The organism is Pseudomonas sp. Fl5BN2 (assembly GCF_009908205.1).
Taxonomy (GTDB): domain Bacteria; phylum Pseudomonadota; class Gammaproteobacteria; order Pseudomonadales; family Pseudomonadaceae; genus Aquipseudomonas.
Genome location: NZ_JAAARL010000004.1, coordinates 313,330 through 330,978 on the forward strand (window position 1 = coordinate 313,330; position 17,649 = coordinate 330,978).

Sequence of the window (17,649 nt, forward strand, 5' to 3'; positions counted from 1 at the left end):
AGGGCAGCGCTGAACTATGTTTATTCCGCGCACGACCAGACCGTCCTCTTCGCCGGCAAGCCGGCTCCTACGGGAGGAGAAACTGATTGCTTTAACAAGACAGAAAAAAGCGCCGCCCGGACGGGCGCGCCGCTTGCCGCGGCTCTGGCTCTGGCTTTTGATCTTGATCTTCAGGCCCCTTCCCAGCCGGCCGAGCGCAGGCGTTGCGTAGGGGGCAGCTCGGCAAGGATGCCGAGCTAGCCGCCCCAGGCCATGGATGGCCTGTGGCGGCGGGACCCCGGAGCGGCGCCGGAGTGAGGGAACGCCGAGCCCCAGCGAGGGGCCCATGGAGGGCAAGCGTTTTTGGTTCCTTTTTAGGCGTTTGTAAAAAGGGACTCGCCGTAAGGGCGAAACCGCCAGCTGCCGTTACCGCAGCACCGGATATGTACCCCAACCGCCGAGTAAAACTGGCCGGCTCGCAGGCCGCCAAGTCCCCCTCCGCAATCCTACAAAACTTACAGACGCGTCTGACTTGTCCCCCCAAGACCCAACGCCCATAGTCCCCACTCGCCCAAACGGCGACCGGGTTTGGCGACTTGGCTACTCACCCACAGGCAGTCCCGCTTGCAACTATTGCCGCTGAACCCTTATGTTCACGGCGATCTTTCATGGCGGCTTTACGCGGGAGATCCTCGGATCTGCCGATTATTGTGGGATGAGTCGGCTCGCCAACCCGCGTATAGCTGCCACCTATTCGACTGGCGACGACAGGACAGCTCCCTTACCCACAAGCGGAGGTTTCCATAACTCAGCAATACATCCCCATCACCGACATCGACTGCCTGATTCCCAGCCTCTTTATCGACAAGAACGCCCCCTCGACGTGCTGCATGCCAACGGTGCCGCACGTTTACTGGCCGTGACTCAACTGCTGGAAAGCCTCTCCCGCGCAGAGCTGAAGAGTGCTGACGATACCGATCTGCAACATATCCCCAACGCAGCGGCGATTCTGTTGCGTGACAGTTGCGACCTGTTGGGGGTTATGGGCTAGCGGCTTCAAGCCTGACTCCTGGGCGCTCCGCGCTGCTTGGTGGCGCGGAGCATTTCTTATGGGGTCGGGGGATATGTTTTTTGGGGGCGAGAGGTCTTTTAAAATTGACTGCAATCGACCCAATACAGCCCTTCTTATTTATTGTGTCTGTAACTGTCGGCTCTCCACAGACCCGGCGCATCGGGCCTGCATTGAACTACTTGCGCTTCAATTGCTGCCGGGACTGTTTCATTCGAAAGGTCAGGTCAGGTCAGGGCTTAGGATGCGGCTGAGCGATTTTTTCCCTGCGTACACGGATTAAAAATCTGGTGAATACTCTCGCTGGTTCCTACATAAATTTTGGTACCTGGTACCGCCACAGCCGAGTAATTCTTACGATCGGTGACCTGAATGAAATTTCCTTGCGCAGCCGTGAAACTCTCAGTGTTTGGCGGCACTAGCACGCTCAGGAACTGGGCTTTCTTGTCGAGGGCCAAGGCACCTCCCACGGTAATTGGCGCCAGCATGGCGGCCCAACGTTCACTGAATAGGTAGAAGGTATCGGCTGCGGTGCTGCCACTTTGCAGGTGGGCACACTGCACATCGCTGGCGTTGATTACTTCAGCCTGCTGGTAGATGCCGCCCTTATAGAAGGCCAGCACTAGCTTGCTCTTGGTCAGCACACCCAAGCCTTGTTTGGGTCTGCACACTTGCAAATCACCATAGGGAAACAAGCACCAGTTGGTTTCGGTGATAGTGACGATTTCGTCTGCGCTGAGCTTCAGATCGCGCTCAATACTGGCGCGGGCTTCCGGGGTTTGGTAGGGGATGGCGCATGCGCTCAATAGAGCTGCGAGGGTCAGGGCGAGTAGCGGGGCTCTCATTAAGCGTCCTTTGCTGTTGGAAGGTATATGTAAATACGGCCAAAAGGAGTCACTCATGGCATCTACTAAACTGGGGCGATTCATGTATCAATCAAAGGACGCCAAGGTTAGACATTGATTTATTTCAGTAACCTTTGACAATCTGGGAGAGTTAGCAACTGGAATGGAAGTCAAAACCCATATACCCATAGTTCATTAAATACATAATCAGGATCAAGGATGTCGCTGAGACTTTCAAAGTCGTCAAGCTCTTCGGGAAGAGATAGCCCAACTCCGCGAAGCTGGTCTACCTGAACAAAACCTGACCACGCCATTTGTGCTTTTGAGTTGGCCAGCACCTCTGAAACGGTGATTCCAGGCCATAATTTATCCATGTACTTCCCTTGGAATTTTTCATTGCATGATACTGCCGAAATTATACCTTCGCTGTCATGGTATGCGGTTATTAATCCATTAATTATGATTAATGCATTCGGTGTTTTTTCAAGAAGGTGTTCGCTCTTTAATATTGTTTTGGCTATGTTATCTATCTGCTCGCCAATCGATACTCCCCCAATGGATACTCCGGGGATGATGATGTTGTTTATTTTCATGGTTGCCCTCTATTTTGGCGAGTTAGCCAGGATCTCATTAATAAACACGGGGCTATCTACTATTTTCTCGTATCTTACAAAACCCTCAGGGCTTATGCGGCCTTGTACTTCATTGTTTCCATACACCTTCCAAGTGCATGCCATAGGCGTGGTGGAAGCCGGCGCCGCCGCCAAGACCTTCTACCTCTCGAACTACTTCCCTGCGGATCATCACCTGGTGATTGAATTCACCTCGGGCCTGATTCTGCGTTTGCAGGCGCAGGATACGCAGTGCGCCTTGTTCTTCTAATGCACCAAGAGGAAATTATGACAGTCCCAGTGGAACGGCCCCTGCCCCTTTCCCTACCATCCAACTCGCAATATGCACGACTTCCAAGTCGCCATGAGCGCAGCAACGGATATGTCCCAGAAAACTGACCAGTTCTCAAACCGCCAAGCCCCATAACGCAATCCTACAAAACTTGCAGACGTGTCTGACTTGTCCCCTCCGGGACCCAACGCCCATAGTCTCTCTCGGTTCGCCAACCCGCGTTTCAAGCGCCTCTCGCGCACCGGAAAATGCTGACAACACCAACCAGCAGCACATCGCCAAGGTCGCAGAAATCCCTCTGCGCGACAGTCGTAACCTGCTGGGGAATACCCCCCGCAAGGTGGAACCATTAAATCCCAGGCTGCCGACAAACCGTAGTTGTCAAAAAACACAACCAGAGTAGCATTGGCTCAATGACAGGGAAGCCTATGGACATTCTCACGCCATCACGTTTTGCCGACGCTGCGATTTTGTACCCGAACGACAAGGCCGGGCTTGATCGTTGCCTGCGGATTTTGAGGATGGCACGCCCGAATGGATTCGCGGACCTGCAAAAGCTTTTCGGTACACAAGGGATCGACTTGTTCAAACCCAGAGCCGCAGCGAATTGGGTCGTGATCGACGTAGGCGGCAACAATCTCAGGGTGATCGGCGGAGTCAACTACGCCCGGCAGAAGTTCTACGTCAAACACATCTACACCCATGCCGACTACGACCTTGCCAACGCCTGGTATGCACGAAACAAAGGGGTAAAACGATGAGCACAGCCCGGAACCAACTTCAAACCGTGATCGCAACGCTAGGCGAGCTGCACGCGGTACTGGAGCGCTTGCGCGGTGAGTTTGTGCACGGCATCAAGACCCCTGCCGACTATGAGCGTGCGACCGACCTGCTTGATGAGCTCACTGACGGGCGCGAACTGAGCAAGGTCGAAGAAAAAATTCTTGCCGAACTCGAGGATGAAATTCTGGCCTACCAGCGCCACTCCGAGCAGTTTCGCGAATCGAACGCTGCTTTTGAGGCGACCTGCACCCCTGTCCAGTTGATCAGGGATCTGATGGAGACGCTCGGGCTCACAGGCTCTGACTTCCCTGAAATTGGCGATAAAACAGCAGTGTCCAAGGTGCTCAGTGGGAGTCGGCCCATCAGTCACAAGATGGCATACGCGCTGGCGGAGCGGTTTTCGATGGAGCCCAGTGCTTTCGTGTCGCCAGCCTCAGAAAAGGCAGCAACTCTCGAAACCGTTCGGCCCAAGGCCAAAAAAACGCCAGCTCAGTACCGCGTTCGCAATATCTCCTGGAACGTGCTCCCAGAGAAAGGTGCCGACGCTGGTGAATCCAAACTGGTAGCTTCCAAGCGCCGCAGCCCCTTGGGTAAAGCTCCGGCCAAGGGATAGGCATGTCCATCCTGCCTTTCTGACCATCCGCTCGACCAAAGACCCTGGCTATCTAATTGCAGCGCATTAGCGTCGGTACAACTGCTCAGCACCAGCTGGATCATCAACCTTGGGTTCCGTACCCAAGCCGAATGCCTCTTGAGCAAATGCCTCTAGCCTTGCCGCCGCTTTCGATAGTGCGGTATCGCCCTACCCCAACTGCAAAAAGAACCGGCCAATCCCCGCGCCGGTTCTCTGTGAAAAGTCCTCATCCAGAAACAGATAACCCATGCCGTCCGAAAGCATGCCCTTGTGACGCGCAAGCGCCAGATCCAGGTCGCCCCCATAAATAGCGACCCGCCTGCGTCCTGACGCAGATGCAACAGGCGACTGCAACCAAGCGTCCACGCCATCCAGCTTGGAGGCCAGGTTCTCATCATCGTCTGCGTCGCAGTTCAGCCCCAGCCACACCGCCCCGCGATCTGAAATCTGCTGGGCAGCCTCGTTCCGCTCGCTACTGGCTCGAACATAGCCAACGACAATCGCTTGCGAACTACCGCTAATGGACCGCAGCTTTCGATAGTGGCCGACCTCACCCGGCAGGTAAGGCACAAACACCGAGACCCAATAGTCCCTGTCGATCAAGGCTGCTGAAAACCAGTGCCCAGGAAAGGCCAGTAAGTGTGTCAACAGCGCGCCGTCCGGTGCACAGGGCCAAGCCAGATCGTCGGGCAGGCAGGCCCCGCCACCGGCATAGGCGTCCTCTTTTGCAGGTGCTTCACAGGTAAAAATCAGCTCGTTGAACATCCGTCTCTTTCCACTCAGTCACAGGTTGTGCCGCAGTCGTTGAGCGTCTCTGACAACTACGCGCGTCAAGACTTCAATCCATAGAGCGCACGTCGACAGTCCACCATCAGCTCCTCCAGAAAGGGTCGCAACTGCTGCTCCTCCATCAACCCCAACAACTGCCTGGCAGCCTCCCGCAGCGACTGCCACTGCCCATGCCCGAAGATCTCCCGGTCACCACAATGAAAGGCCGCCTCGGACAAGCCATTACATAGGTCCCAGAGGTTTTGTACCCCAGCCCGGACTTCACCCGGCAAGGCACTCGCACACGTTGCCAGCAGCGCCTGCAACGGCAACATCGCCATGGACCAGGCCTCACAGGCGGCGCAATCAGGAATGCTGGCCTGCTGAGCGCCGGCATCCAGTGCCAGGAACCCAAGGGCATCGATGGCCTCTCCCACCGCCAGCACCCGCTTGTACTCATCCTGCCCGTACCATTCCCAGACAGTGGTGGAGAACCCCATTTTCAAGCTCCAAATCCAGATACTTCAAACCTGAGTAACGCATTAAGTAGTTGGAAGCGCTCTCCCTAAAAAGATAGAGTCAGGCCACATTGAAAAACTGATCAATCAAGGCGCACCTGATGCAATTTCTTTTTGCAGTTGAAGACGTCTTCAGCATAACGGGTCAAGGTTGCGTGCTCGTTCCCGGTGTTCCACATGATTTTGCGCACGAACTAAAAAGCGGAGCGCCTTTGCTTATCTGCACACCACAAGGCGAGCATATTCACACACATATTGAATATTTTGTGTCAGTCAGGAGCACACGTACCCTGAACCATATCCCCTTCTCTCTACCCGCCATGATCAACAAGGAACGCATTCCCACAGGCTCCCAGGTCTACCTTCAGGATGATGTAAAAAAATAGAGCAACTTGTTCGCGCATCACATCGAACACACTACAGTCCCTTCCAGGCTTCGCTGACGATTGAAAATCATGGATGACACTCACTTCACCCCCGAACAACTGGCCAATAGAACCGGCACTGCCGAGGCAGACAAACAGGCGCGCAAATGGCTGCTAAGCCTGCCCACTCCCGAGCGAATCGATTTCCTCAAGCGCCTATGGCCCCTTAACTTCCGGTACACGCTGGTACTGCTCCAGGCCGCGCAGCTACCCCGGCAGGACAACGAGCAACTGTTCAGGCATTGGCTGCACACCGGGCACCACAACGCGGTGCAGGAACTGATCAAGCGCGTTCAACCGCTGCTGGGGGATACCCGGTTCTGGCGCATTGCATCGCAGGAAACCCTGACCGCACCGATGCGGGACTTTCTGAACTACCATGGCCGCGGGCGCCTGGAGCAAGTTGAGGAGAGTGAGTCCTTGAACGTGTTACAGCAAACAGGCTCCCCGCCCCTTTGACCACGACGCCCATCCCCATGAACCCACGCCTCGCCCAGCTTGTGTGCGACTACCAGGCCAGCGTCCGCTGCGCCGTCGAGTTGATGCAACAATGCGCCATCCCCCTTCCTGCCAGCAACAGCGACTGGGCGGGGCTCGATATTCCAGAGCAAGGGCAGCTGACTGGCGGCATTCGTTACTTCAAGCACGGCTATGGCTGCGCCGTTCACCTGCCAACGGCAACGGTGAGCTTCGACTTTGGCGAGCAGGGAGAGATCGACGGCGTCACCCTGTCCAGGCTCGCCGGCTTTGCCAAGAACCGGCTCGCGCAGTACGGTTTTACCGATGAGGATGAACTCAAGCAATGCTTTGAGCATGAAGTGGCAGCCGGGGCTTTGGTGTATTCGGGCTACATCCTTTACTACGTCGTGGCGGCTGAGTCCCGGCCACGCAACCGGGTCGATGGCCACATACCTTCAGCCTGAAGCGCATACCGACCTAGCGCTCCACGCACTGTCGGTTCAGGCGTGGGGCGCCGGCCGTTGGGCGATCACCTCAAAGCGGTGCCAATGCTTGGTGCCACGCAGGCTGGGGCCATCGTATTCATGCGCCTCGAAGCGGATCAGATCGAGCCCCTGCAACAAACCACGGGCCTGTGACTCGGAATGAAAGGTTCTCGACGGGTCGCCCGCCCAATCATCCCGGTTGCCGAACAGTTGCCCAACGAAGAGGCCTCCCGGCAGCAGAGCAGCCCTGACCTGGGCCCAGAATTTCTCGAAATGCTGCGGATGACAAAAGGGTATCGACATGCCCGCGTGAATCAACGAGGCGGCCGGCAATATCGCGAGGCTTTCAAACTGTTGCGCGCGGGTTTCCAAGCAGACGCCCGGGAAGTCCGCGCGGATGGCGCTGACCATTTCAATTGCCGCGAGCTCCTGGTCAATCGCCACCACATCCCAACCCGCCGCCAGTAGGGCGCGGGTTTCATTGCCGCTGCCACAGCCCAGATCAATGGCCTGCCGCCAGTTCACCTGAGGGCTCAGCCTCTCGAGCGCCGCACCTAGAAGCGATGATATCGGCCGCTCTCTGTGGTGCGCGTAGTAAGCTCCCCAACCTGATGGCCGGCCTGGATCTCGCGATTGCATTCCTTGAACCTTCGTTGATGACCATGGACTCATTGAGCGCCACGGATACTGACAGAGCTCTGATACGGTTTCATGGATCAGAGCCCCTATTTGATCACCCGCGAACCCCGGAACAGCAGCATGAAATTCACCTCAGCCGGCCAACTCATCGACCCACGAACCGTCGGCTATCGCAGCCTGGGCTTCAGCGAGGCGCTGTCGATCCCTGCAACGCCCTATGAGCTGTGCGTCAACCACAGCGACCTGCCACCACGCTTTGTGGAGTGCGCAGAAACTTTTATTGCCGAATGCAAAACCGACGATATCGCCCAAGGCTATGTCGACATTCCGGAGCTCGCAGCGCTGGGCTACCCCAGTTTCAGCACGCTCTTGCAAGACCATTGCGACCTCGCGGCGTGCTTGGTCCAGGACTACCTGTATTTCGAGCTGTTCTTTTCGCTGTTCCCAAATTCAAGCGTTCTTAAAGTGGTGATCAACAGCATCACCAGCGTCTGCTCAAAAGAGGCGTCCATCAGGATCACTGGCGAGACATTCGCCGCCAGGAACATCTGCCCATAAGGGGCATTTAGCTGCAACACAGGCAACCACTGATCAGCGGTTGATCGGGGTCGCTTTCAAGAAAGGCGACCCTGACCTCCACGCCGGGTCGCAGTGGCGTCAGTTCACAACGCCAATTGGCCGCGCCCTCCAGCCAGCAGCTGCTCTTGTCGTCAAACCGACCTTCGCGATCCCAGGGAAACTTGACCTTGACCCTTTTGAGGCGTCGATCACACGGGCTCGCCTGGTCTTCCAGCGCGATGACCAGCGCCGTCTGGTTGTCTGGCGCCCGAGGCTTCTGGTGAACCAAAGGCGGGAGATCGCAAGGGTCCAGCGCAAGCGATGGGAAACGGTTGCGATAAGCCGCCTGGTCATCGCCAAAGACCAGTACGTGGCCTTGAGCGCTGTGCTGGAAGTGGAAGTGAATCCCCTCCTCTTCGCACAAGCGCTGAACAAAGTGCAAATCGGTTTCATCGTACTGGGTGCAGTAGTCGCGCGCAGGGTAGGTCGAGCCCAGCTCAAATCGGTAGGCGTCGCCCAGAATCCCATGTTCTTCAAGGATCAAGGCGACGATTTTCGGCACCGAGAACTGCTGGTAGATTCTCTGATTGATGCGGTGGCGCAAGTAGGACAGATGCGGAACCAGGGCCAGGTTGTAATGCGTCAAACCCTGAGCGTTACTGCCTTGGGCAATGTGATAGATGCGCCCATGAATGCCATTGCCCTGTGCATCCAAAGCCAGGAATGCCTGCGCATCGAAGAGGCGTTGCAGATCCAGGTCCGGCCGTTGCCCAACAAGCTCCACGTTGAAGAAGTAAGGCTTGCTGATCGACTCTTCCCCGCTGAATGCGAGCACTTGAAAGTCATGTTCGAAACCGTCGATGGTCAAACTGAAGTGGGTCTGATTGGCTGGGCTTAACATCCACTGTTCTCTTCTTGCATAACCTGTTGAACGGACGCTGTCGCATACCGCCTTGCGGAAAAGATCATCTTCCGCAAAGCGAGTACATTTCACCGAGTGTTTTAAACAATGAGTTAACACGCACTAAAAAGCGCATGAAACAGCAAGCGAAGAGTCAAGCCAGATCAGATACTGCTCTTCACCTTAGTCCAGACCCGCGTGCGAATCCTTTCCAGCTTCAATGGCAGCGGCTCAAGCGGAACCAAGGTCGCGACAGTTTCCTTGTCTGGGTAGATCCAAGGGTTTTCGCGCAACTTCTGCTCAACAAACTCAGTGGCATCTTTATTAGCATTAGGATACAGCGTGTGATTTGAGGTTTTGGCAATAACCTCCGGCCGCAACATGTAGTTGATAAACGCCATACCTTCCTTGGGGTGGGGGGCGTCTTTTAGCAGAACCAGATTCTCCGACCAGACCAGCGCACCTTCGCGAGGAAGGCTGTAGGTAATCTTGCGTCCCGTGTTGGACTTTTCGTTGATGGACTGCGCAGCGAGGGCACCATTGGCCCAGCCCACAACGGCACAGATATTGCCATCCGCCAAGTCAGCGTCGATTCTGGACGAGTCGAAATAAAGGATGTAAGGACGAATCTTCAACAGCAGCGCTTGAGCTTTCTGGTAATCATCCGGGTTCTTGCTATTGCTAGGGAGCCCAAGATAATTCAAGGCAATCGAAATGATCTCGCTGGGCGAGTCGAGCATTGCCACACCACAGGACTGCAGCTTGCTGATGTTCTCTTCTTTGAAGATCAAGTCCCAGCTATTGACCGGAGCGTTATCACCCAATGCCGCTTTGACTTTGTCAACGTCATAGCCAATCCCGGTAGTGCCCCATAAATAGGGCACAGCGTAGCGATTACCAGGATCGTTGACCGCGAGCTGGGACAAGATATCAGGATCGATGTGTGAAAAATTGCTCAGCTGATCAGGATCCAACGGCTGAAGCACGCCCGCCTGAATCAGGCTTGGCAACACATTGGAGGTCGCCACAACCACGTCATACCCCGTGCGCCCAGCCATTACCTTGCTCTGCATGATTTCGGCGCTGTCGAAGGCATCCATATGAATTCTGGTGCCGGTTTCCTTTTCGAACTCCTTTGGGGTCTGCGGTGCGATAAGCCCGAACCAGTTATACAGGTACATCCCAGGCTCTACCGCCGCCGCTGATGTGCTTATTCCGGCACAGAGAAACGCGACCGAAAAAATGGTTCGCAAATGAGACTTTCTCATGCAACATCCTTGTCAAGACGACACGCCCTCATGGCCATCGTAAACCCTGACAGCGAATATACCGGGCATTACCCAATAGTAAATACCTACGATTACTTACCTCTGACCTACGAATCCCTAACCCTAAAGGGGTAGAAAATGCCACTCGACCTTCATAGCCTGGCTTGGCACCGATCGATTGGGAAGCTGATCATGCAGTTGAACCGTCCAGAATTCTGGAGTTCACTTATTCGCACACTAAATGAATATGTACAGATCGATAACTGGGTTGTATTAATCTTTAGCAACCAACACGTACAAGTTGTCAGCCTTCCCGAAATAGCAGATGCCGAAGAGGTAGATGCGTTCATTCATCTCTATGTGAAGGGTCTTTATCTACTCGACCCATTTTATATAGCCAATCGAGAAAACCCACAGAGCGGCTTCTTTCACCTGCTTGATATTGCGCCTGAGTACTTTCTTGAAACCGAGTATTATCATAAATACTTTGCACAATATATTTCGGCCGACGAGGTGCAGTATAACGTTCAACTCGACGCCAATAGAACCTTGTGCGTCTCCATTGGCAGCAACGCCCACTTCAATCAAGAACAAATTACAATGCTTGATATTATCAAGCCATGGGTCACTGCATTAATGCATCAGCGCATGAGTTTTGAGATTGACGTAGAGAAAAGTCTCGCCGGACCATCGCTATGCCCAGAAACGATTAGCCAGTTCGGCACACAAATAACAACGCGCGAAAGTGACGTACTCAGATTGTTGCTTAGTGGCTTCTCCAACAAGGAGATAGCAGGAAAACTTTCCCTCTCGGCAGAAACGATAAAAGTTCATCGCCGCAATATTTACGCAAAATTGAACATCAAGTCGCAGTCCGAATTATTTGCCCGATTTTTCATGCCAAAACGGGATGTTTTCTCTCCAAGTTGAAATGCACGCTTTCGTCTGGAGATAACCTCCAAGAGGGTTTAGACACAACAAACTAAACTTGCCACTCCTGCTGCCTACACAGCCTTGAAGTCATGCCCTGAACCGGACGCCCGCCCCTGATTGGCGCAGAGCGGCAACCAATGCTCGTCAAGCTTGTACAGGCTCATCCTTTCTCCAGCCAAGCCGAATTAGCGGATGCATTCCACGCTGAAACGGGTATCACCGCTCATCACCACACATTTGCAGAAGCCTGAAGCTGGCGGGGATTACACGTATAAAACAACGCGCCACGGGCAGCGTTATGCCCCCCGAACCTCGCAACTCCCATGGCTACAACGCAACCCACCGACGCCAGTTGCCGGAGCAACGATACCCCAGCTGCTTGACTGATACTGAACGGGGGTGCTCATGGCGCATGCTGCCGCTCGAGTTTCCTCATTGGGGCCTGCGCATGGGTGTGGTTGGCCGAGGCACGTACACTCACACGTCGACTGACGGCTTGATTTTGTCTACACCCTCTTAGCGTGACCGTTTTTTTTCAACAGGGTCGGCCAGAAGCAGCCATTGCACTTCTACAAAAGCAGCAGTGATTCATTGACTACTCAGGCCCTATCTGTGAGTGTTTTACCCACCGGTCAGTAACAGGCCCAGCTAGAGGCCATGGAATGTTAGGCAGAAGATTATGAGCAGCTGGACGCCAGTAACAGCAGATATGAAGTGCTTTCCAACAAGCATGTTTCCAGAGGGCTACCTACCATGGCCCTCATGCAAACCGGCCTTTGAACCGCCTTTACAAGCACTGCGATTATTTGACACGCACGTTCGTCGTTGCTTGTAAAAGGTTGCGTCGATGCCACTGAATCTTAACTCCCTGCAAAAACGCCAGCATCGCTATTGGGTCGTGTTAGTTTCCGGTCTTCTACCCATCCTGCTGGGCAGCGTGATTTTGTATATGCAGGCCGAGCTGACGCTTGAGAAAATTACCGACAAGACGACGCAAGAGGCCGTGCGTGAGCTGGACCTCATGCTGGATAACGCCGCCCATGTCGCCCACCAGATCCTGCCGCTGGCAGGTCATGCATGCGATGCCCCCACCCGGCTGATATTGCGCGAACTGGTAACTCGCCAGCCCTTCGTGCGCTCGAGCAATCTGGTATGGCGCAACAGCAACTACTGCAGCTCGCTGTTTGGCAGCGATCGCGTGGTAGAACTCAATCCCTCCAATTACGTTGATGGCCAACTGTGGTTACTCAACAGCAAACAGGCGACAACTGACAGATCGGTGTTGATCTATCGGGTCAGCCTCGGCGAGCAGAGTGCACTGACCAGAGTCAACGGCTACCACCTGACCAATGCGTTGCGCCTGATAAGCCGCGATAGACCCCTGATACTGCAGGTAGGGCGTAACTGGCTGTCGGTAGACGGCCAAGTCCAGCAAACCGCTGTACCGGCGCCGGCCGTCGCCCCCAATCGTCGGGCGTCCACCCGCTACCCCTATAGCATCCAGGCCAGCATGCCCGAGGGCGAAGTATGGCGTTACATGATCTCGCACTACCCCGCTCTGTTCTGCCTGCTGGTATTTTTCGGCTTACTGGCAGCCGGCATCGGGCACCGGTTGCAAAAGCGTTCATCAGCGCCGACTCACGAGTTGCAGCGGGCCCTCGAGGCCAACGAGTTCATCCCTTACTTGCAACCGGTGGTGCGCAGCGACAACGCTGAGTGGGCTGGCGCCGAGGTGCTCATGCGCTGGCAGCATCCAAAGGAAGGCCTGGTGCGCCCGGACTTGTTCATTCCCCTGGCGGAGGACTGTGGGCTGATTGTGCTTATGACCCGCTCGCTACTGCGCCAGACCGCTTCGCTGCTGGCTTCTCACACTCGGTTGCTCAAACCGGGGTTTCATATCGCAGTGAACATCACGGCGCGCCATTGCCAGGACATGGATTTGCTACAGGACTGCCGAGAGTTCCTCGGGGCCTTTCCCCCGGGGCATGTAACGCTGGTGCTGGAGCTGACTGAACGCGAGCTGATCGAGCCCACCGAGGTGACCCACAAGCTGTTCCAGGAACTGCATGAACTGGGTGTGATGATCGCCATTGACGACTTCGGCACCGGTCACTCCAGCCTCAGCTACTTGCGTAACCTCAACGTTGACTACTTGAAGATCGATAAAAGCTTCGTGGCGATGATCGGTGTCGATGCCCTGTCCCGGCACATACTCGACAGCATCATCGAACTATCGGCCAAGCTGGATTTGCGCGTGGTTGCCGAAGGCGTCGAAACCAAACAGCAACGAGACTATTTGGCCGAACATGGCGTGGAGTTTCTTCAGGGCTATTTGTTTGGACGCCCGGTGTCAGGGGATGCTTTCGTTAGCATTTTACGTGGAGATGAGCGTGATAGAGCTGCTTCCAAATAACTGCCATCGGCTTCGGAAAGTCTCGGATTATTCACCGCGATTTAGCCACGTGCTTTCGCAAGCCCCCCGTCCTCAATGCTTGGTCGGGTTACCCGTGAATTCAGCCAAGACCATTTTGCTGACTGAAGCCAGAACATCCCGACGCGCCTGCGCCTTTTGCTCCCGCTGGGTAAAATAAATGGCCAGCACCAGCGGCTGCCCTGTAGGTGGCCAGATTATTGCCAGGTCATTGGTGGTTCCGTATTCACCTGCGCCGGTCTTGTCGCCGACTGGCCACCCCCCTGGAACCCCAGCCCGGATACTTTGTGCGCCGGTCTTGCTGTCTTTCAACCAGCTGACCAACAACTGCTGCTGCTCTTTCGGCAGCCCATCTGCGACGGTCAACTTCAGCAGGTTCCGAGCCATCGAGAGTGGTGTCGATGTATCACGCTCATCACCAGGAATCGCAGAATTCAACTCCGGCTCCCATCGATCAAGGCGTGTTTTGTCGTCGCCCAGCGACATGGCCAGTTGGGTCACGCTCGCGGGGCCACCCAGCTCCTTCAGCAGCAGATTGGCCGCTGAGTTATCACTCCACTCAACCGCTGCCTTGCACAGCTCGCTGACCGTCATGCCCTCCTCCAGGTGCTGTTCGGTAACCGGGGAGTAGACGACTAAAGATGCTTTATCGTAAGTGACTCGCTTGCTCAAGAGACCTGGCTGCCCGACGCTTTTTTGCAACACTGCGCCAGCCAGCAGTGCCTTGAAAGTACTGGCCATGGCGAAGCGCTCATCCCCTCGATAGGTCAGCATTCTTTGGCTGCCCGACTCGATCAGCGCCATGCCAATACGGCCATTGGCACGCTTTTCCAGTGCAGAGAGTTTTTGCTCCAATGACTCGGATCCGGCAAATGCTGAATGGCAGGCAAATAGCGAAGACAGGGGTAAGACAAGGGTCAGGATTAGCTTTCGAGCGGAAAGCGACAAACGCTTCATCAGTGATTTCCAAATGGGTATTGATAGGTCAGCAGTACGTCACTGCAATGAAGAAAAACAGGGTTCAAAACGCGAACTGCAACCGGTGCTCCAGGCCTCAGTACCGGGCCAACTTAAATTAATGGCCTGCAATCAACAAACCACGATTTTTTAGAGCAGCCATTAGAAAAACTTGGATCTGGAGCGCGGCTTGAGTGGGCTTTCCACCCCGCATGCTGAAATTCCCCCAAGTGCCCACCTGCCTCAAGTAACTCGCCCCAAATGAAAAAAGCCCTCCTGGATCTTCTGGCCACTGCAAACCATGGACGAAGTTCACTTCACCGCCGAGCAACTGGCGACTAGAAGCGGTACGACCCAGCGAGACAAACAAGCACGCCAATGGCTTTTGACTTTGGCGAGCATGGAGAAATCAACGGGGCAAACCTGTCGCGACTGGCCGGCATTGCTGGGGTCAGTCTCATGGAGTACGGCTTTGCAGACCAGGATGAGCTTAAGTCGTGCGTTGATGGTGAAGTAGCAGGCGGCACCCTGGTGTATTCGGGCTACACCCGCACTTGCTCCAAAGAGGACTCAATGATCATTGCCGGCGAGACCTACCGCTGTAAAAAGCCATAAAGCTCGACAGCACCGAGGGCAACGGAGCAGAAGTCATCCCGGCACGGCTTCGAGCCCCCATCGCCTGAAACCTGCCTGAACACTGGGCTCGCTACAAAAAAGCGACTTCCTGCGTCGCGGCAACCCAGGACCGATCAGCAGCCCTCACCGAAAACCACAACACATCCTGGTCAAAAACCCGGATAATGCCCACCATTTTTTTGCCTCGTCGCACCGGTGCCCCCCATGGAAATCAAGGTCAACTTTCTCGACAACCTTCGACTTGAAGCCAAGTTCGACGACTTCACGGTGGTGGCCGACCAACCCATTCGCTACAAGGGCGACGGCTCGGCTCCCGGTCCGTTCGACTACTTCCTGGCCTCCTCGGCCTTGTGCGCGGCGTACTTCGTCAAGCTGTACTGCCAGACCCGCGATATCCCCACCGACAATATCCGCCTCTCCCAGAACAACATTGTCGATCCGGAAAACCGCTACAACCAAATCTTCAAGATCCAGGTCGAGCTGCCGGCGGATATCTCCGACAAGGATCGCCAGGGCATCCTGCGTTCCATCGACCGTTGCACGGTAAAGAAAGTGGTGCAGGCCGGGCCTGAGTTTGTGATTGAAGAGGTGGAAAACCTCGACGCCGATGCCCAGGCGTTGTTGATGCCTCATTCGACCTCGGCAGCCGGCACCTACATCGCCGGCAAAGACCTGCCGCTGGAGCAGACCATCGCCAATATGTCCGGGATTCTCGCCGGCCTGGGCATGAAGATTGAAATCGCCTCGTGGCGCAATATCGTGCCCAACGTCTGGTCGTTGCATATCCGCGATGCGCATTCGCCGATGTGCTTCACCAACGGCAAGGGCGCGACCAAAGAAGGCGCACTGGCCTCGGCCCTGGGCGAGTTTATCGAGCGCCTCAACTGCAACTTCTTCTACAACGATCAGTTCTGGGGCGAAGAAATCGCCAACGCGGCATTCGTGCACTACCCGGATGAGCGCTGGTTCCAGCCTGGCCGCAAAGATGAGCTGCCGACGGAAATCCTCGACGCCTACTGCCTGAAAATCTACAACCGTGAGGGCGAGCTGCGCGGCTCGCACCTGTTCGACACCAACTCGGGCAATGAAGCGCGCGGTATCGTGTCGCTGCCGTTCGTACGCCAGTCAGACGGCGAGGTGGTGTATTTCCCCTCCAACCTGATTGAAAACCTGTACCTGAGCAACGGCATGAGCGCCGGCAATACCTTGGCCGAAGCCCAGGTGCAGTGCCTGTCGGAGATCTTCGAGCGCGCGGTCAAGCGCGAAATCATCGAAGGCGAATTCGCCCTGCCGGATGTACCGGCCGAAGTGCTGGCCAAGTACCCGGGAATTCTCGCGGGGATTCAGGGCCTGGAGGCCCAGGGCTTCCCGGTGCTGGTCAAGGATGCGTCCCTGGGCGGTGAGTTCCCGGTGATGTGCGTGACCTTGATGAACCCACGCACTGGCGGCGTGTTCGCCTCGTTTGGCGCGCACCCAAGCCTGGAAGTGGCGCTGGAACGCAGCCTCACGGAATTGCTCCAAGGCCGCAGTTTCGAAGGCTTGAACGATTTGCCGCAGCCGACTTTTGAAGGCCACGCGGTCACCGAGCCGAACAACTTCGTCGAGCACTTTATCGACTCCAGCGGCGTGGTGTCATGGCGCTTCTTCAGTGCCCAGTCGGACTACGAGTTCGTCGAGTGGGACTTCTCCGGCCAGGGTGAAGACTCCAACGCCCAGGAAGCCGCAACACTGTTCGGCATTCTCGAAGCCATGGGCAAAGAGTCCTACATGGCAGTGTACGAGCACCTCGGCGCCACCGCCTGCCGCATCCTGGTGCCGGACTACTCGGAAATCTACCCGGTGGACGACCTGATCTGGGACAACACCAACAAGGCGCTGTTTTTCCGAGCCGACATCCTCAACCTGCATCGCCTGGATGAGGCCGAGCTGAAGGCGTTGGTTGAGCGCCTGGTAGAAAGCGAGCTGGATGACTACACCGATATCACCACCCTGATCGGCATCGAATTCGACGACAACACCGCATGGGGCCAGTTGACCATCCTGGAGTTGAAGCTGCTGATCTACCTGGCCCTGCAGCAATACGAAGAAGCCAAGGAACTCGTGGAAATGTTCCTGCAGTACAACGACAACACCGTCGAGCGTGGCTTGTTCTACCAGGCGGTGAACGCGGTGCTGGAGATGGAGCTGGACGAAGATCTGGAGTTGGCGGACTACGAGGCCAACTTCCGGCGGATGTTCGGTAACGAGCGGATGGATGCGGTGATTGGTTCGGTGAACGCCAGCGTGCGCTTCTACGGCCTGACCCCGACCAGCATGCAGCTGGAAGGCCTCGACCGGCACCAGCGGCTGATCGACAGCTACCAGAAGCTGCATGCGGCGCGGGCCAAGGTGGCGGGCTTGTCCAACTAATCGCGCTGACAAAACAGCGCCATCGGTTGATCTTGCTCGGCCAACGAGC

19 protein-coding genes and 2 pseudogenes are annotated in these 17,649 nt (G+C 55.7%); 13 read left to right on the forward strand and 8 right to left on the reverse strand.

Features of this window, described 5'->3' with window-relative positions; translation table 11 throughout:
• The first annotated feature begins 782 nt into the window (after window positions 1–782).
• Window positions 783–1,030, forward strand: a pseudogene (locus tag GV819_RS07675) (short-chain dehydrogenase).
• A 257-nt stretch (window positions 1,031–1,287) separates the two neighbouring features.
• On the opposite strand, the gene GV819_RS07680 reads toward GV819_RS07675, so the two are convergent.
• Together GV819_RS07680 and GV819_RS07685 are read right to left on the reverse strand one after the other, a co-directional pair.
• Complete coding sequence (locus GV819_RS07680; protein WP_161755120.1) at window positions 1,288–1,893, reverse strand: hypothetical protein; 606 nt, start codon at window positions 1,891–1,893, stop codon at window positions 1,288–1,290.
• Between the two features lie 170 nt (window positions 1,894–2,063).
• Entirely contained in the window at window positions 2,064–2,486 is a 423-nt protein-coding gene (locus GV819_RS07685; protein WP_161755122.1) for a hypothetical protein, read from the reverse strand.
• 112 nt (window positions 2,487–2,598) lie between these two features.
• Between GV819_RS07685 and GV819_RS07690 the strand changes: the two genes are divergently transcribed.
• The 3 genes from GV819_RS07690 (at window position 2,599) to GV819_RS07700 (ending at window position 4,192) form a co-directional block, all read left to right on the forward strand.
• A complete protein-coding gene (locus tag GV819_RS07690; protein ID WP_161755124.1) occupies window positions 2,599–2,775 on the forward strand; it encodes a hypothetical protein in 177 nt (58 codons plus the stop codon).
• A gap of 449 nt (window positions 2,776–3,224) precedes the next feature.
• Entirely contained in the window at window positions 3,225–3,557 is a 333-nt protein-coding gene (locus GV819_RS07695) for a type II toxin-antitoxin system HigB family toxin (protein ID WP_161755126.1), read from the forward strand.
• On the forward strand, window positions 3,554–4,192 hold the full coding sequence (locus GV819_RS07700; RefSeq protein WP_161755128.1) for a helix-turn-helix domain-containing protein: 639 nt from the start codon (window positions 3,554–3,556) through the stop codon (window positions 4,190–4,192). The genes GV819_RS07695 and GV819_RS07700 overlap by 4 nt, the downstream gene beginning before the upstream one ends.
• 189 nt (window positions 4,193–4,381) lie before the next feature.
• Here GV819_RS07700 and GV819_RS07705 read toward each other — a convergent pair whose 3' ends face one another.
• The gene (locus tag GV819_RS07705; RefSeq protein WP_161755130.1) at window positions 4,382–4,978 is read right to left on the reverse strand and encodes a hypothetical protein; all 597 of its coding nucleotides are present in this window, start codon (window positions 4,976–4,978) and stop codon (window positions 4,382–4,384) included.
• A gap of 65 nt (window positions 4,979–5,043) precedes the next feature.
• Window positions 5,044–5,481: a hypothetical protein gene (locus GV819_RS07710; protein WP_161755132.1), complete on the reverse strand. Its 438-nt coding sequence runs from the start codon at window positions 5,479–5,481 to the stop codon at window positions 5,044–5,046.
• Window positions 5,482–5,600: 119 nt separating this feature from the next.
• Here GV819_RS07710 and GV819_RS07715 point away from each other — a divergent pair, with 119 nt between their 5' ends.
• The 3 genes from GV819_RS07715 (at window position 5,601) to GV819_RS07725 (ending at window position 6,847) form a co-directional block, all read left to right on the forward strand.
• Window positions 5,601–5,885 carry a hypothetical protein gene (locus tag GV819_RS07715; protein ID WP_161755135.1) on the forward strand — a complete coding sequence of 95 codons (285 nt, stop codon included), beginning with the start codon at window positions 5,601–5,603 and terminating at the stop codon, window positions 5,883–5,885.
• A 69-nt stretch (window positions 5,886–5,954) separates the two neighbouring features.
• On the forward strand, window positions 5,955–6,383 hold the full coding sequence (locus GV819_RS07720; protein ID WP_161755136.1) for a hypothetical protein: 429 nt from the start codon (window positions 5,955–5,957) through the stop codon (window positions 6,381–6,383).
• 17 nt (window positions 6,384–6,400) lie between these two features.
• Window positions 6,401–6,847: a DUF6896 domain-containing protein gene (locus GV819_RS07725; protein WP_161755138.1), complete on the forward strand. Its 447-nt coding sequence runs from the start codon at window positions 6,401–6,403 to the stop codon at window positions 6,845–6,847.
• A 36-nt stretch (window positions 6,848–6,883) separates the two neighbouring features.
• Here the strand turns inward: GV819_RS07725 and GV819_RS07730 are convergent, their stop codons facing one another.
• Window positions 6,884–7,507 carry a class I SAM-dependent methyltransferase gene (locus tag GV819_RS07730; protein WP_161755140.1) on the reverse strand — a complete coding sequence of 208 codons (624 nt, stop codon included), beginning with the start codon at window positions 7,505–7,507 and terminating at the stop codon, window positions 6,884–6,886.
• Between the two features lie 120 nt (window positions 7,508–7,627).
• Between GV819_RS07730 and GV819_RS07735 the strand changes: the two genes are divergently transcribed.
• Window positions 7,628–8,065, forward strand: a complete 438-nt coding sequence (locus tag GV819_RS07735; protein ID WP_161755142.1) for a hypothetical protein — start codon at window positions 7,628–7,630, stop codon at window positions 8,063–8,065.
• Window positions 8,066–8,072: 7 nt separating this feature from the next.
• On the opposite strand, the gene tssI is transcribed toward GV819_RS07735, so the two are convergent.
• Window positions 8,073–8,966, reverse strand: a complete 894-nt coding sequence (tssI, locus tag GV819_RS07740) for a type VI secretion system tip protein TssI/VgrG (protein WP_161755296.1) — start codon at window positions 8,964–8,966, stop codon at window positions 8,073–8,075.
• Between the two features lie 164 nt (window positions 8,967–9,130).
• Window positions 9,131–10,234 carry a polyamine ABC transporter substrate-binding protein gene (locus GV819_RS07745; protein WP_161755144.1) on the reverse strand — a complete coding sequence of 368 codons (1,104 nt, stop codon included), beginning with the start codon at window positions 10,232–10,234 and terminating at the stop codon, window positions 9,131–9,133.
• A 138-nt stretch (window positions 10,235–10,372) separates the two neighbouring features.
• Between GV819_RS07745 and GV819_RS07750 the strand changes: the two genes are divergently transcribed.
• The 3 genes and pseudogenes from GV819_RS07750 to GV819_RS07760 all read left to right on the forward strand — a co-directional run bounded on the left by GV819_RS07750 (window position 10,373) and on the right by GV819_RS07760 (window position 13,580).
• Complete coding sequence (locus tag GV819_RS07750) at window positions 10,373–11,164, forward strand: response regulator transcription factor (protein WP_161755146.1); 792 nt, start codon at window positions 10,373–10,375, stop codon at window positions 11,162–11,164.
• Between the two features lie 140 nt (window positions 11,165–11,304).
• Window positions 11,305–11,606, forward strand: a pseudogene (locus tag GV819_RS07755) (IS5/IS1182 family transposase); the annotation flags it as partial.
• Between the two features lie 408 nt (window positions 11,607–12,014).
• The gene (locus GV819_RS07760; RefSeq protein WP_161755148.1) at window positions 12,015–13,580 is read left to right on the forward strand and encodes an EAL domain-containing protein; all 1,566 of its coding nucleotides are present in this window, start codon (window positions 12,015–12,017) and stop codon (window positions 13,578–13,580) included.
• A gap of 72 nt (window positions 13,581–13,652) precedes the next feature.
• Here the strand turns inward: GV819_RS07760 and bla are convergent, their stop codons facing one another.
• The gene (gene bla, locus GV819_RS07765) at window positions 13,653–14,555 is read right to left on the reverse strand and encodes a class A beta-lactamase (protein ID WP_161755150.1); all 903 of its coding nucleotides are present in this window, start codon (window positions 14,553–14,555) and stop codon (window positions 13,653–13,655) included.
• A gap of 378 nt (window positions 14,556–14,933) precedes the next feature.
• Here bla and GV819_RS07770 point away from each other — a divergent pair, with 378 nt between their 5' ends.
• Both GV819_RS07770 and GV819_RS07775 read left to right on the forward strand, forming a co-directional pair.
• On the forward strand, window positions 14,934–15,170 hold the full coding sequence (locus tag GV819_RS07770; RefSeq protein WP_161755152.1) for a hypothetical protein: 237 nt from the start codon (window positions 14,934–14,936) through the stop codon (window positions 15,168–15,170).
• A gap of 225 nt (window positions 15,171–15,395) precedes the next feature.
• Window positions 15,396–17,600, forward strand: a complete 2,205-nt coding sequence (locus GV819_RS07775; protein WP_161755154.1) for an OsmC domain/YcaO domain-containing protein — start codon at window positions 15,396–15,398, stop codon at window positions 17,598–17,600.
• The last annotated feature ends 49 nt before the right edge of the window (window positions 17,601–17,649 follow it).